9 protein-coding genes, 1 tRNA gene and 1 pseudogene are annotated in these 14,255 nt (G+C 74.0%); 6 read left to right on the top strand and 5 right to left on the bottom strand.

What is annotated here, in order from left to right; translation table 11 throughout:
* Positions 1 to 43 precede the first annotated feature (43 nt).
* Together ACXNSR_RS31465 and ACXNSR_RS31460 are read left to right on the top strand one after the other, a co-directional pair.
* Positions 44 to 1,357 (top strand): sensor histidine kinase, encoded by a 1,314-nt coding sequence (locus tag ACXNSR_RS31465; RefSeq protein ID WP_458638731.1) that lies wholly within the window; start codon positions 44 to 46, stop codon positions 1,355 to 1,357.
* Positions 1,345 to 2,001 carry a response regulator gene (locus ACXNSR_RS31460; RefSeq protein ID WP_458638730.1) on the top strand — a complete coding sequence of 219 codons (657 nt, stop codon included), beginning with the start codon at positions 1,345 to 1,347 and terminating at the stop codon, positions 1,999 to 2,001. The genes ACXNSR_RS31465 and ACXNSR_RS31460 overlap by 13 nt, the downstream gene beginning before the upstream one ends.
* On the opposite strand, the gene ACXNSR_RS31455 is transcribed toward ACXNSR_RS31460, so the two are convergent.
* The 3 genes from ACXNSR_RS31455 to metG all read right to left on the bottom strand — a co-directional run bounded on the left by ACXNSR_RS31455 (position 1,998) and on the right by metG (position 7,803).
* Positions 1,998 to 4,589 carry an MFS transporter gene (locus ACXNSR_RS31455; protein ID WP_458638729.1) on the bottom strand — a complete coding sequence of 864 codons (2,592 nt, stop codon included), beginning with the start codon at positions 4,587 to 4,589 and terminating at the stop codon, positions 1,998 to 2,000. The genes ACXNSR_RS31460 and ACXNSR_RS31455 overlap by 4 nt on opposite strands.
* 20 nt (positions 4,590 to 4,609) lie before the next feature.
* Entirely contained in the window at positions 4,610 to 5,890 is a 1,281-nt protein-coding gene (locus ACXNSR_RS31450; RefSeq protein WP_458638728.1) for a glycosyltransferase 87 family protein, read from the bottom strand.
* A 197-nt stretch (positions 5,891 to 6,087) separates the two neighbouring features.
* The gene (metG, locus tag ACXNSR_RS31445; RefSeq protein WP_458638727.1) at positions 6,088 to 7,803 is read right to left on the bottom strand and encodes a methionine--tRNA ligase; all 1,716 of its coding nucleotides are present in this window, start codon (positions 7,801 to 7,803) and stop codon (positions 6,088 to 6,090) included.
* Positions 7,804 to 8,266: 463 nt separating this feature from the next.
* Between metG and ACXNSR_RS31440 the strand changes: the two genes are divergently transcribed.
* A complete protein-coding gene (locus tag ACXNSR_RS31440; RefSeq protein ID WP_458638726.1) occupies positions 8,267 to 8,815 on the top strand; it encodes a sigma-70 family RNA polymerase sigma factor in 549 nt (182 codons plus the stop codon).
* 809 nt (positions 8,816 to 9,624) lie between these two features.
* Positions 9,625 to 10,344, top strand: a pseudogene (locus ACXNSR_RS31435) (IclR family transcriptional regulator domain-containing protein); the annotation flags it as partial.
* A 396-nt stretch (positions 10,345 to 10,740) separates the two neighbouring features.
* On the opposite strand, the gene ACXNSR_RS31430 reads toward ACXNSR_RS31435, so the two are convergent.
* Positions 10,741 to 10,825: transfer RNA gene (locus tag ACXNSR_RS31430), tRNA-Leu, on the bottom strand.
* 289 nt (positions 10,826 to 11,114) lie between these two features.
* Here ACXNSR_RS31430 and ACXNSR_RS31425 point away from each other — a divergent pair.
* Positions 11,115 to 12,284 (top strand): low temperature requirement protein A, encoded by a 1,170-nt coding sequence (locus tag ACXNSR_RS31425; protein WP_458638725.1) that lies wholly within the window; start codon positions 11,115 to 11,117, stop codon positions 12,282 to 12,284.
* Here the strand turns inward: ACXNSR_RS31425 and ACXNSR_RS31420 are convergent.
* Positions 12,268 to 13,209, bottom strand: coding sequence for a beta-ketoacyl-ACP synthase III (locus ACXNSR_RS31420; protein ID WP_458638724.1), 942 nt, complete (start codon positions 13,207 to 13,209; stop codon positions 12,268 to 12,270). The two genes, ACXNSR_RS31425 and ACXNSR_RS31420, sit on opposite strands and share 17 nt — an antisense overlap.
* A gap of 217 nt (positions 13,210 to 13,426) precedes the next feature.
* Here ACXNSR_RS31420 and fdhD point away from each other — a divergent pair, with 217 nt between their 5' ends.
* Positions 13,427 to 14,254, top strand: coding sequence for a formate dehydrogenase accessory sulfurtransferase FdhD (fdhD, locus tag ACXNSR_RS31415; RefSeq protein WP_458638723.1), 828 nt, complete (start codon positions 13,427 to 13,429; stop codon positions 14,252 to 14,254).
* Position 14,255: the final 1 nt, after the last annotated feature.

Genomic DNA, 14,255 nt, shown 5'->3' with positions numbered 1-14,255 from the left:
CGATCGGCAGGGCCGCCCCGGACAGGCCCTAGGCTGGGCAGACATGTCCGACTCCACCCCCCTCCCCGAACCGGCGGGCCCCGCGCCGGTCGCCGTCCTGGCCGCGATACGCGGCGGGCCGCTGCGCTTCCTCGGCTCGTGGTGGCCCTGGCGGTGCTGGGCGTACCTGGGCAGCGGGTTCCTCATCGGCTATCCCGCGCTGGTCGTCCTCGTCCTGCTCGTCGGGGCCGGGCTGGCGCTGGCGGTCGTGGGGATCGGGCTGCTGCTCCTGCTCGGTGCCGTCGTCGCCGGGGTACCGCTGGGGAAGCTGGAGCGGTGGCGGCTGCGGTGGGTGGAGCCCGTGCCCGTGCCGGACCCGCACACCTCCCTCGCCGGGGCCGGGCCCGCGGCCTGGCTGCGGACCCGGCTGCGGGAGCGGGCCACCTGGCGCGAGTTCGCGTACGCCACCCTGCTCGGACCGGTCTTCGGGGCGGCCGGGTTCGCCGTGATCACCCTGCTGGCCTTCGCCCTGATCCTCGTCGCGACGCCGGTGATCGTCTGGGCCATCGCCCCGGACCACGTGATGCTGATCCCCGGCCGGCCGGTCTCCGGGCCGCTGGAGGCCCTGGGCGGCACGGCCGTCGGACTGGCCGGCACGGCGCTGGCGGCGTACGCGGGCGCCCTGCTCGCCGGGGCCCAGGCCAAGACCGCCCGCCTGCTGCTCGGGCCGCGCGTGGAGGCCGACCGGATCCTGGAGCTCACCCGCTCCCGGGTCCGTCTGGTCGACGCCTTCGAAGCCGAACGGCGGCGCATCGAGCGGGACCTGCACGACGGCGCGCAGCAGCAACTGGTCGCCCTCAGCATGACCCTGGGCCTCGCCGAACTGGAACTGCGCGGGATTCCGCAGGCCGCCGGGGCCGCCGCGCTGGTGGCCCGGGGGCGGGGCGAGGCCAAGGTCGCCCTGGAGCAACTGCGCGACCTCGTACGGGGAATCCATCCGCAGGTCCTCACTGACCACGGGCTCGCTGCGGCCGTCGCCGAGGTGGCCCTGCGCCACCCGGTACCGGTGACCGTGGACCTCGACGTGCCCCGGCTGGCCGAACCGGTCGAGGTCACGGCCTACTTCACCGTCACCGAGGCGCTCGCCAACGCCGCCAAGCACAGCGGCGCCTCGCGCGTCGCCGTGGTCGGTAGGGTCGAGGGTGACCGGCTCACTCTCACCGTCACGGACGACGGCCGCGGCGGTGCCGATCCCGGCGCGGGAGCGGGCCTGGCAGGACTCGCGGACAGGGTGGCGATGTTGAAGGGCAGGCTGGTGGTGTCCAGTCCGGTGGGCGGACCGACCCGACTCCGGGTGGAGGTCCCGTGCTCCGGCTGATCCTCGCCGAGGACTCCGTACTGCTGCGCGCGGGGCTGACGGAACTCCTCACCCGCGGCGGGCACCAGGTCCTCGCCGCCGTCGGGACCGCCGAGGAGCTGGTGCGGGCGGTGGAGGCGCAGCGGCCGGACGCCGTCGTGACCGATGTGCGGATGCCGCCCGGCTTCCGCGACGAGGGTCTGCGGGCGGCACTCGAACTCCGCTCCCGGGACGCCTCGTTGCCCGTGCTCGTGCTCTCGCAGTACGTGGCCACGGCCTACGCCACCCAGTTGCTCACGGGCGCCTCGGCGGCCGGCCTGGGCTACCTCCTGAAGGACCGGGTCGGCGAGGTGGCCGAGTTCCTCGACGCCCTCCAGCAGGTCGCCGAGGGCCGTACGGTCATCGACCCGGAGGTGGTACGGGTCCTGCTCAGCCGGCAGTCCGAGCAGCGGCCGCTGGCCCGGCTGACCCCGCGCGAGCGGGAGGTACTGACCCTGATGGCCTCGGGCCTCAACAACCAGGCCCTGGCGGCCCGGCTGTTCATCACCGAGGCGGCCGTCGTCAAACACGCGTCGAGCATCTTCATGAAGCTCGACCTGGACGCCACGGAGGGCAACCGCCGCGTCCTGGCGGTCCTGGCCCACCTGTCGGGCCAGGAGGCCTAAGCCGTCTCTCTCGGATCTTGCCGGGCCCGCGGGGTCCCGAGCAGCAGGGCGGCCGGCAGGGTCGCGAGCAGGAGGGCGCCGGCCGCGCACCAGAGGGTGGTGGTGTAGGCGTCCAGCAGCCGGGCGAACACGTCGGTGTCCTCCGAGACCTGGTCCAGGCGGCTCACCAGGACGGCGCCGAGCACCGCCCCGCCGATCGACTGCCCCAGGTGGTGGGCCGCGCCGAGGGCCGCCGAGGCCGCACCCGCGTGCTGCGGAGCCACCCCGGCGGTCGCGGCGGCGTACAGCGGGGCCAGGGCCAGGCCCAGGCCGGCGCCGGTGAGCAGCATGCCGGGCAGCACCCCGGTCGCGTACGTGGCCGCGCCCCCCGCACCGGCCAGCAGGGCCAGCCCGAGGGCCGCGACCACGAGGCCCGGCAGGACCAGGGCGCGCGGCGCGAGGCGGGGCACGAGGCGGGCGGAGACCTGGGTGGCGCAGACGAGGGCCGCGGCGACCAGGGGCAGATGGGCCGCGCCGGACGCGGCCGGGCCCTGGCCGCGGACCTGCTGGGCGAAGAAGCCCAGGGCCGGGAGGAGCGCGACCAGGGCGACACCGGTGAACAGGACGGCCAGGAGGGCGGCGGGGCGGCTCCGGTCGGCGAGGACGTACGCCGGGAGCAGCGGGCCGGACGTCCTGGTCTGCCACCACAGGAAGGCGGCGAGCAGCGCGCCGCCGACCACGAGCAGGAGCAGGGTCGGGGCGAGGGACCAGCCGGCCCTCACGGACCGGGCGAGGCCGTAGGACAGGGCGGCGCATCCCGCCGTGCCCAGGAGTACGCCGAGTCCGTCGAACCGGGCGCCGGTGCGGCCCGGCCGGGCGGGCAGCAGGGTGAGCGCGCCGATCAGGGCGAGGACGGCGAGCGGGACGACCGACCACAGGGCCCAGCGCCAGTCCAGGGCCTCGACGAGCCACCCGCCGGTGAACAGGCCCAGCGCGCCGCCGCCGACGGCGACCGCCGCGTAGATCCCGAAGGCCCGCCCGCGTTCCCGGGGATCGGTGAATCCGGTGGCCACCAGGGACAGCGCCGCCGGGACGAGCAGGGCGGCGAAGGCGCCCTGCAGGACGCGGGCGGTGATCAGCAGCCCGGAGCCGCCGACCGCGCCGGCGAGCACATCGGCCACCGCGAATCCGATCAGGCCGGCCACCAGCATCCGCCGGGCCCCGAGCAGGTCGACGAGGTGCCCGCCGAGCAGCAGCAGTCCGCCGAGGGCGACCGGGTAGGCGCTGTGGACCGGGCCCAGGCCGTCTGCGCCGAGGGCGAGTTCGGCATGGATCTGCGGCTCGAACAGGTTGAAGTGCGCCGCTTCGACGAGCACCAGCAGCTGCGTCAGGGCGAGGACCGCAAGGCCCCACCACCGCCTCGGGTGCGGGGGCGCGGGGACGGGCGGGTCGCCGGGGACGGGGCCCGGGGGCGGGCCGAAGCCGTCCGCGGGACCGAAGTGACCGGGCGCCGTGGGGGCGTACGCGGGCGGCGGGGGCGGTGTCACGGGCGGAGCGGAGTCCTGGCGGGACTGTGCGGGCACGAGGCGGGGGTCCGGCGCCTTCTCGACGGGTTTCCCCTCCGCGGGAGTTCCCCCGGCAGGCGTTGTTTCCCCGGCTGGAGCTTCCCCGGCAGGGGCCCCGCCTCCGGCTCCGACTCCGGCCGGGGAAGCCGGGGCGTAGTCCAGCAGCCGCGCCGCATGTCGGCCCAGTTGGGCCAGCACCGCGCCCGGGAGCCATTCCCCGGCGGCGTCCGCCGCCGTACGCGCCGCCACCTCCTCGGGGGTGGGCCGCCGGGCCGGGTCCTTGTGCAGGCACGCGCCGACGAGTCCGGCCAGCGACTCCGGTACCCCGGTCAGGTCCGCCTCCTCCTCGGCGATCCGGAAGAGGTGGGCGTTCAGACCGGTTTCCCTGGCGCCGAAGAGCATGCGTCCCGTGGCGGCGTACACGAGGACCGCGCCGAGGCAGAAGACGTCGCTGGCGGGGCCCAGTTCGAGACCGCGGACCTGTTCCGGGGACATGAACCCCGGCGAGCCGATCAGCATCCCGGTGCGGGTGAGCAGGCTGTCCCCGGTCAGGCTGTCCATCGCCCGCGCGATGCCGAAGTCGATGACGCGCGGCCCGTCGACGGTGACGAGCACGTTGGACGGCTTCAGGTCGCGGTGGATCAGGCCCGCCCCGTGCACGGCCCGCAGGGCGAGGGCGAGCCGGTTGGCGAGGGTCCGCACCGAGTCCTCGGGCAGCGGGCCGAACTGCCGCGCGACCACGGTATGCAGGTCGGGCCCCGGGATGTACTGGGTCGCCACCCAGGGCACGGCGGCCTCGGTGTCGGCGTCGAGCACGGCCGCCGTCCAGCTGCCGCCCACCCGCCGCGCGGCGGCCACCTCGCGGGCGAACCTCCTGCGGAATTCGGGGTTCCCCGCGAACTCCGCCTGGACCACCTTCACGGCCACGGTACGGCCGCCCTCGGAGCGGCCCAGGTAGACCAGGCCCATGCCGCCCGCGCCCAGCCGGGCGATCAGGCGGTACGGTCCGATACGGCTCGGGTCCTCGGCGATCAGCTGATCCACGGACCGCAGGATAAGGGCAACTATCCGATGCGCGGGGGCCGTCGGGCGAAATGCCCTCCCGGCCGCTCGTACCCTACCCGCGGCCGCCCGTCCGGCGGCCGGAGCCGGAACGAGCCCGTCACCACGCGCGAGACACCCGGCAGCGTCACCGAGCGGGCCCAGACCGACAGCAGGACCGGCAGCGCCAGGTAGCCGAAGCGGCCCGCCGGGGCCAGCAGGAAGGCCAGCGTCAGGCCGAGGGCGAGGCGGTCGGCGGCGGCCGCCACCGTACGCGGCGGCCGGGCGAGCAGGGACAGGGCCACCGCGACGCCGCCCGCCAGCAGCAGACCCACCGCCAGGTACCAGCCCCAGGGGCCCAGTTCGGCCAGCAGGTGACCGGGCAGCGGGCTGCTCGCCGGGGTCGGCACCTCCGCCCGCCCGGTGGGGAAGGCGAACACCTGGCGCCACAGCTCCGTCGGCTGGAGCAGTGCGGCGGGCAGCACCAGCAGGGCCGTGCCGCCGGCCGCCACCAGAGCGCAGCGCACCGCCGGCCGGCCGCCCCGGAGGGCCGCGAGCAGGGCGACGGCCACCGCGACCGCGGGCAGCGCCGTCCACTTCAGCGCGCACGCCCCGGCGAGCGCCGCCCCGGCCGGGACGGGCCGCCCGGCGGCGGCCCCCGCCAGCGCCAGGCAGCAGAGCCCGGCCAGCGGCAGGTCGACCCCGCTCACCGACAGGGGCAGGGCCACCACCGGCGAGGCCACCAGGACGGGCAGCAGCCGGCCGGGCCCACCGGTCGGCCCACCGACCCGACCGCGGCCGGTCCCGCCGACCAGCAGCCGCCGGGCCGCCCCCAGGCAGCCGAACAGCACGGCCGCGCACCAGATGCGGGCGTCCCCCAGCAGCCGCACCACCCAGCCGTCCCCGCCGCCGTCCCCGCCGAGCAGCGCTCGCGGTATGCCGAGCAGCGCCATGCCCGGCAGGTAGGGGGTGTACTCCTCCACGTGCGCGGGCCGGTCGACGTAGAGCCGGCCGGACTCCAGCAGGAGCCGTCCGGAGCGTTCGATGACCGTCACCTCCGACTGCCCCTGGCCGGTCAGGACCAGCCACAGGAGCGGTACGGCGACGGCGCCCAGCAGGGCGGCGGCGAGCGCCGCGCGCCGGCGGCCGAGTGCGGTGGCCGCGGCGGCCCCGAGGTACCCGGCGGCCGCGCACCAGCCCCACAGCCGGTGCGGCGCCAGCGAGGAGAACAACGGGAAGGACAGCGCCCACGCGGCGGCGAGCAACCAGCCGGTGGCCCACCGGGCGGTACGGGAAAAGGTCATGGGCCCATTCCAGCCGCGCGGCCCCGCCGGGTCTGCACGGCCAGGTGGACGGTCCGCGGTGGGGTTTCCCCTACCTTGCCCCCGCCCTCCGGTCCCCCGCCCTCTCCCGCCCTCTCGGCGGGCATGCGAAAGGGGCACGACCCCGGCGGGTCGTGCCCCTCACGCAGTTGTCACCGGGCCCTGCGGGGCCGTGGGCCTCAGGCCTCCGGGCTGCCGCCGAACCGCTCGCGGTAGGACTCCAGGTCCTCCTCGGTGACCCGTGCGAACAGCACCGGCGGCACGGTGAACGGGGTGCCGGCCGGCACCGCGTCCAGGGACCGCGCCTGCTCCGGGGTGACCCAGGTGGCGGTGTCGTCGGCGAGCGCGAACGAGGAGCGCATGGCGCGCGCCGAGGCCGGGATGAACGGCTCGGAGACCACCGAGTAGAGGTGGATGAGGTTCATCGCCGTGCGCAGGGTGAGCGCGGCGCCGTCCACGTCGGTCTTGACCTCCGTCCAGGGGGCCTTCTCGTCGAGGTAGGCGTTTCCGGCCGACCACAGGGCGCGCAGCGCAGCCGCGGCCTTGCGGTACTGGAGGGAGTCCATGTGGCCCTCGTACTCGGCCAGCAGCTCGGCGATCTGCTCGCCCAGCTTGGCCTCGGCCTCGCCGGCGGGGCTGCCCGCGGGGGCCTCGTCGCCGAACTTCTTGCGGGAGAAGGTCAGCACGCGGTTGACGAAGTTGCCGAGGGTGCCGCCGAGGTCCTTGTTGACCGTGGCCTGGAAGTGCTCCCAGGTGAACGAGGAGTCGTCGGACTCGGGCGCGTTGGCGATGAGGAAGTAGCGCCAGAAGTCGGCCGGGAGGATCTCCAGCGCCTGGTCGGTGAAGACACCGCGCTTCTGCGAGGTGGAGAACTTGCCGCCGTAGTACGTCAGCCAGTTGAAGGCCTTGACGTAGTCGACCTTCTTCCACGGCTCGCGGGTGGCCAGTTCGGTGGCGGGGAACATCACCGTGTGGAACGGGACGTTGTCCTTGGCCATGAACTGGGTGTAGCGGACGTCCTCGGCCTCGTACCACCACGACTTGTAGTCGCGGTTCGCCGGGTCCAGGTCCGACCACTCCTTGGTCGCGCCGATGTACTCGATCGGGGCGTCGAACCAGACGTAGAAGACCTTGCCCTCGGCGGCCAGCTCGGGCCAGGTGTCGGCCGGGACCGGGACGCCCCAGTCGAGGTCGCGGGTGATGGCGCGGTCGTGCAGGCCCTCGGTCAGCCACTTGCGGGCGATGGAGGACGCCAGCTGCGGCCACTCCTCCTCGTGCTCGGCGACCCAGGCCTCGACCTCGTGCTGGAGCGCGGACTGGAGGAGGAAGAGGTGCTTGGTCTCGCGGACCTCCAGCTCGGTGGAGCCGGAGATGGCCGAGCGGGGCTCGATCAGGTCGGTCGGGTCCAGGACGCGGGTGCAGTTCTCGCACTGGTCGCCGCGGGCCTTGTCGTAGCCGCAGTGCGGGCAGGTGCCCTCGACGTAGCGGTCGGGCAGGAAGCGGCCGTCGACCGGCGAGTACACCTGCCGGATCGCGCGCTCCTCGATGAACCCGTTCTCCTGCAGCTTGCGCGCGAAGTGCTGGGTGATCTCGCGGTTCTGCGCGGAGGAGCTGCGGCCGAAGTAGTCGAAGGACAGCTCGAAGCCGTCGTAGACCGCCTTCTGGGCGTCGTGGGCCTGCGCGCAGAACTCGGCGACCGAGACGCCGGCCTCCTTGGCGGCGAGTTCGGCGGGGGTGCCGTGCTCGTCGGTGGCGCAGATGTAGAGGACGTCGTGGCCGCGCTGGCGGAGGTACCGGGAGTACACATCCGCCGGAAGCATCGACCCGACCATGTTGCCCAGGTGCTTGATCCCGTTGATGTACGGAAGCGCGCTGGTGATCAGGTGTCGAGCCATCCTCGGATGCTCCATTTCCTATGTGCGGTACAACGTGACGTAACGGATTGTGAATGCGGTTCATCGTATCGAACCGCCGCGAGGCCACGCGCCGCATTTGTTCATGGGTGGACGTAAAGCAAAAGCGAGGGCAGTGACCTCTCCGTCACGGCCCTCGCGATCGGGCCCATGTTACAGCCGGACCGCGGCGCGCCGGACCGGTGCCCGGGCGTCGGCAGCTGCGGCGGCACCGGCAGCGGGCATATGCATACGTGCTGGCTGAGGCCGCGCGTGATCGAGATCGATCACGGGTCGATCATCCGCGACGTATTGCTTTCAGGTTTCTGCTCTGCGCCCTCCGAGTGCGCCCGCGCTGCTTACCTGTTCAGCGCACAGGGGATGAGGTGGAGCGGTGAACGATGGCGGACCGGAGGAGTCCGGTGGGGCCGTGGGACTACCGAGCCGGCGTCGGCGGCCGACTCCCATGAGCCAGTGGGATCCGACGGCGCGCCTGTCGTACTGGGCCTTCCACGCCAATCGGCGGCCCGCTTACATGCGCTTCGCGTATCTGCAGCTGGGCTCCGACGCGGCGGCGGAGGAGGCGGTGGACGCCGCTTTCGACTCGATCATGGGTGAGTGGCTGCGGATGCTCCACATGGACCGCCTCGACGCGTACGCCTGGACCGTGCTCAAGCACAGCCTGGTCGACCGGCAGGGCAGGCACCATCCGTGGCAGCAGCGACCGGAGCCGATGGACATCAGCGCCTTCGAGGCCGCCCTCGAGGAGGCCCAGGCCGATCAGTACGAGGTACTGACCGACACCATCCGCTTCTACTCCGCCGTCTCCCGGCTCGCCGAGCGGCAACGCGACTCCGTACTGCTGCGCTACGGGCTCCAGTGCACCCCCGGTGAGGCCGCTTCCGTGATGGGCGTCGACGAGGCCACGGTCCGCTCCTACCTCGGACAGGCCCACCGGCGGCTCGCCCGCCTGCTCGCCACGTCCGCCGCATCGCCCGAATCAGCCGAATCATGAGGCGCTACGAGCGGCAGGAGCTGCAGGAGGGCGACCCGGTCCCGCGCTCCCTGGCCGAGTTCCTCGCCCGGGCGGGCGTCCGCGACCGCTACCGGCACTACGACCTCGGCGCCGCCGAGGCCCGGCTGCTGCGCGCCACACCGCACCCGCCCGCCCCCGGCCACCGGGCCCGGCGCCGGTCGGTGCACGGCTGGAGCGACCCCGCCCGGGACTGTCCGCTCGACGCCGAACGGGCCCGGCGCGACCTCAAGGCCGTCTGCCTCGCCTCCGCGTGCGCGCCCAAGGCCGGGGCGCACCTCGACTCCTTCCTCAGCGACGGGCACACCGACCTGGCCGGGGCCCTCGTCTTCGGCTGTCTGCTGCACCTGGCCGGGCTGCGCGAAGGAGCCCGCTTCTGGTGGCAGTTCGCCGCCGGGTCCGGGAGCCCGCGGACCTCCGCGGCCGCGTACTGCCTCTTCCTCGACCACTCCCGGCGCGGGGAGCACCACGACGCCCGGCACTGGGCGCGCGAGCTGGGCCGGCGCGGCTTCCGGCCGGGCGGCCGACGGGATCTGCGGGAGGTCCGGCTGTGCACGCAGGCGGCCGTGCTGCGCCACGTCGACCAGTTCGAGGACCCCGACCTGGGGCCGGTGCCGCTGCCGCGGCCGGGGCTGTCGGGGGTGCTGGCCGCGTTCCGGCCGCAGCCCGTCACGGTCGTCGCGCCGGCCGCGGCGGCCGCGCCGGCCCGGCCGGCCGCCGGACCGCTGCGCCACCCCGCACTGACGGCGGCGGCCCGCGGGACCGTCGTACAGGACGGTACGGGCGGGGCGCTGGCGGAGGCCCGACGCGCGCTGGCCGTCGTACGGGTCCTGGAGCAGCACCCGTTGGGGGTCCGGGCCGACCGGCTCGCGCGGAAGTCGGGCCTCGCGGAGGCGGAGCTGCGCCCCCTCCTGGCGATGCTGTGCGAGGAGGAGTACGCGTACCGGCCGGGGGCCGGGGTCTACGGGCGCGGCCCGGCCCTGGACCGGCTCGCCGCCCCCGGCGGCCACGGCCTGGCCGGGCAGCTCCAGCGCACCCTGGCCCTGGCCCGGGACAGCGCGGGCGCCGCCGTGTACCTCAGCCGGTACGCGGGGGGCGAGGTCCACATCACGCAGATGGCGGCCGGTCCGGCGACGCCGCCGGTTCAGGAGTGGGTCGACTTCCGGGACGCCGCGCACGCCAGCGCGGTAGGCAAGTGCCTGCTGACCCAGCTCGACCACGAGCGCCGCGCCGACCACGTGGCCCGGCACCGGCCCGCCCGGCTCACCGCGCAGACCATCACCGACAGCCGGGCCCTGTTCACGGCACTGGACGCGGTGGCTCCGGGTGCGCCCGTCTTCGACCTGCTCGAGTACTCCCCGGGGGTCGTCTGCGCGGCCGTTCCGCTCGCCATGGGCGGCGCGGCGGGGAGCCTGGCGCTGTCCCTGCCGGCGTCCCATGCCCACCGGCTGCGTCCGGCCACCGAGGCGCTGCGCCGCAAGGCCGTACCGGTCCTCCTCGCCCTCCTCCTGACCGGCGCCATCCCCCCGGACCCGGTGGCCGCGCCCGCTGCCGAGCCCGGCTGCGCACCGGAGCAGCCCGAGCCCCGGCCGATGCGGGCTCCGGTCACCCCGGAGACCCTGCGCCACCTCCGGCTGCTCTTCCGCACCCCGCTGACCGGGAGCACGGCCGCGGCGGGCGGCCCGCACCTGGTCAGTGACACGGCCGCCGCCGCCGCGTATCTCTTCGACGCCGCCCCGGACTCCGGCCGGCCCCGGCTGTCAGTGCCCCACACGTTCACGTCGGTCGTCCCCGGCAGCCTGACCACTCCGCCGGGTCTGGTGGTCCTGGGTCCGTGACCGCCCCGGTCCGGCCGGTCCGGGAAAACGGCAGGAGCCCCACACTGTGTGTGGGGCTCCTACTTCTTGTGTCCGAGGGGGGACTTGAACCCCCACGCCCGATAAAGGGCACTAGCACCTCAAGCTAGCGCGTCTGCCATTCCGCCACCCGGACCAGGTGGTCGGCCCCGGTTTCCCGCGGCGACATGGACAACAATAGCAAAGGATCGGCGGGTCTCCGACCACTTATCCGGGCGGCGATCCTCCGCCACGCCGGGCTGACCTGCACGCATGCGGCGAAGGCCGTAGCGGGACGGACCGTCTCGCCATCGCCGGGGCGGCGGCCGGTCCCGGCGAGGGGGCGATCGGACGCTTCACCTCCACTTCCGGATGCTGATACCGGCTGGACACCGGGGGGAGCCGGACTGTCGGATGGCTGCGCACACGTCCGGGGGGAGCCGCGCATGGAATCCGAGCACCGCGTCAGCACGCTGGAGCTGTTCTTCGACCTCGTCTTCGTCTTCACCATCACGCAGTTGACGGTGCTTCTGGCGGACGATCTGAGCCTGCGGGGCGCGGGGCAGGTGGTGCTGATCTTCACCGTCCTGTTCTGGATGTACGGGGGCTACGCGCACCTGACCAACCAGGTGCCGCCGGACCGGACGGTCCGGCGGGTGCTGCTGATGCTGGCCATGGGGGCGTTCCTGGTGTGCGCGCTGGCCGTGCCGACCGCGTTCGGCGCCGGCGGGATCGCCTTCGGCCTGGGGTACGTGTTCGTGGTCCTCGTGCACAGCGCCCTCTACACGCAGGCGCACGGGTTCGGGGTGCTCTGGTTCGCGTTCCCCAACATGCTGTGCGCGCTGTCGGTGCTGGCCGCCGGCTTCTTCGACGGGCCGCCCGCCTGGGGGCTGTGGATGCTCGCCCTGCTGATCCAGTTCGCCGTGCCGCAACTGGTGCAGCGGGTGGCGGCGAGCGGGGCGGAGCCCGTCGAGACCGTGACCGCGGTGACGACCGTCAGCGACCAGCTCGGCGGCATGAGCTCCGGGCACCTCGTGGAGCGGCACGGGCTTCTGCTGATCATCGTCTTCGGCGAGTCCGTCATCGCGATCGGCATCGGGACCGGCTCGCTGCCGCTGTCCGTGGGGATCGCCGGGGGCGCCTTCCTCGCGCTCGCCGTCGCGTCGGCGCTGTGGTGGATGTACTTCGTACGCGACGAGGGCCGGGCCGAGGAGGTCTTCGCCGAGACACCGCCCGAGAACCGCTTCAAGCTGGCGATGCTCGCCTACTACTACGCCTTCCTGCCCATGCTGCTCGGGATCGCCGCCTTCGCGGCCGGCGTCAAGAAGACCATCGGGCACCTGGGCGAGCACCTGCACACCGGCCCGGCGCTCGCCCTCGCGGGCGGGGTCGCCGTCTACCTCGCCGGCGACCTGGCCTTCCGGGCCGTGCTCGGGATCGGCCCGGCCCGGTTCCGGGCGGCGGCGCTGGTGCTCGTCCTGGCGACGGTCCCGGTCGGCACGGGCGCCTCCGGGCTCTGGCAGCTGGTGGCGCTCGTCGTCGTGCTGCTGGGGACGCTGGGAGCCGAGGTCCGCTGGACCCCGGGCTGCACCGCGACGCCTACGGGCAGTGGATGACCTGGCCCGCGTAGGAGAGGTTGCCGCCGAAGCCGAAGAGGAGGACCGGGGCGCCGGAGGGGATCTCGCCGCGCTGGACCAGCTTCGACAGGGCCATCGGGATGCTGGCGGCCGAGGTGTTGCCGGACTCGACGACATCGCGCGCGACGACGGCGTTGACGGCGCCGATCTTCGCGGCCAGCGGCTCGATGATCCGCAGGTTCGCCTGGTGGAGGACGACCGCGGCCAGTTCCTCCGGGGTGACCCCGGCCTTCTCGCACACCTTGCGGGCGAGCGGCGGGAGCTGGCTGGTGGTCCAGCGGTAGACCGACTGGCCCTCCTGGGCGAAGACCGGCGGCGAGCCCTCGATCCGGACCGCGTTGCCCATCTCCGGGATCGAACCCCACAGGACCGGGCCGATGCCCGGCTCCTCGCAGGCCTCGACGACGGCCGCGCCCGCTCCGTCGCCGGTGAGCACGCAGGTGGTGCGGTCGGTCCAGTCGGTGATCTCGGTCATCTTGTCCGCACCGATGACCAGGGCGCGGGTGGCGGAGCCGGCCCGGATGGCGTGGTCGGCGGTGGCCAGGGCATGGGTGAAGCCCGAGCAGACGACGTTGATGTCCATCACGGCGGGGCCGCCGCCCATGCCCAGCTTGGCGGCGACGCGCGCGGCCATGTTGGGCGAACGGTCGATCGCGGTCGACGTGGCGACGAGCACCAGGTCGATGTCGTCCGGGGTCAGGCCGGCGCCGGCCAGCGCCTTGCCCGCCGCCTGGTAGGCCAGCTCGTCCACCGGTTCGTCCGGGCCGGCCATGTGGCGCGTGCGGATGCCGACGCGGGACCGGATCCACTCGTCGGTGGTGTCGACCATGGCCGCGAGGTCCTCGTTGGTGAGCACCTTCGCGGGCTGGTAGTGCCCGAGCGCCACCACGCGTGAACCGGTCATGGGCAGGGTCCCCCCTTGTACGGAAGTCAGGATCACCCAGCTTTGCCTGCTACTGGTGGGTACGTGTGCGTGTGACCCGACAGGATTCCGGCCCCGGATTTTGGAGCTTCCCGAGGATCCACCTGCCGGGAGCGTCGCGGGAAGCGGAACCGGGACAATGAGCTTGTCGGGAACCGGCAAGAACCGAGGCAAGAACAGAAGGGGTGGGCTGATCACCATGGGACGGGTCACCGAGCGCCGCCGCGTCGTCCGGATCCGGAACGGCGGGGCGGGTGTCCGGCCGGACACCCTGGTGGCCGAGGAGCCGCTGGAGATACGCCTGAACGGCAAACCGCTGGCCATCACGATGCGTACGCCGGGCGACGACTTCGCCCTGGCGGTGGGATTCCTGGTCAGCGAGGGCGTGCTCGGCGCCGCCTCGGACGTGCAGGCCGTCACCTACTGCGAGGGGGCGACCGAGGACGGTTCGAACACCTACAACGTGGTGAACGTCCAGCTGGCCGCCGGGGTCCCGGTGCCGGACATCACGCTGGAGCGGAACGTCTACACCACCTCCTCCTGCGGCCTGTGCGGGAAGGCCAGCCTGGACGCGGTCCGTACGGCGACCCGCTTCCCGGGGATCGCCGACGATCCGGTACGGGTACCCGCGGAGGTCCTCAGCGCGATGCCGGACCGGCTGCGCGAGGCCCAGAAGGTCTTCGACCGTACGGGCGGACTGCACGCGGCCGGGCTGTTCACGGCCGAGGGCGAGCTGCTCGACCTGCGGGAGGACGTCGGCCGGCACAACGCGGTGGACAAGATCGTGGGCCGGGCGTACCAGTCCGGGCGGCTCCCCCTCGCGGGCGCGGTCCTGCTGGTGTCGGGCCGCGCCTCCTTCGAGCTCGTGCAGAAGGCCGTGATGGCGGGCATCCCAGTACTGGCGGCCGTCTCGGCGCCGTCCTCGCTGGCGGTGGACCTGGCCCTGGAGTCGGGGATGACGCTGGTCGGCTTCCTGCGGGGACCGGACATGAACATCTACGCGGGCGAGGAGCGGATCACCCTCTGAG

It is taken from the genome of Streptomyces sp. NC-S4, assembly GCF_054353315.1.
The sequence above is the reverse complement of the archived record's forward strand: the minus strand, read 5'-3'. Positions and strand labels throughout refer to the sequence as shown.

Excerpts from the sequence above, each read along its gene's own strand:
- ACXNSR_RS31425 (WP_458638725.1), top strand. The coding sequence starts at position 11,115 with ATGGAATCCGAGCACCGCGTCAGCACGCTGGAGCTGTTCTTCGACCTC.
- ACXNSR_RS31440 (WP_458638726.1), top strand. The coding sequence starts at position 8,267 with ATGAGCCAGTGGGATCCGACGGCGCGCCTGTCGTACTGGGCCTTCCAC.
- fdhD (WP_458638723.1), top strand. The coding sequence starts at position 13,427 with ATGGGACGGGTCACCGAGCGCCGCCGCGTCGTCCGGATCCGGAACGGC.
- ACXNSR_RS31420 (WP_458638724.1), bottom strand. The coding sequence starts at position 13,209 with ATGACCGGTTCACGCGTGGTGGCGCTCGGGCACTACCAGCCCGCGAAG.
- ACXNSR_RS31465 (WP_458638731.1), top strand. The coding sequence starts at position 44 with ATGTCCGACTCCACCCCCCTCCCCGAACCGGCGGGCCCCGCGCCGGTC.
- ACXNSR_RS31450 (WP_458638728.1), bottom strand. The coding sequence starts at position 5,890 with ATGACCTTTTCCCGTACCGCCCGGTGGGCCACCGGCTGGTTGCTCGCC.
- metG (WP_458638727.1), bottom strand. The coding sequence starts at position 7,803 with ATGGCTCGACACCTGATCACCAGCGCGCTTCCGTACATCAACGGGATC.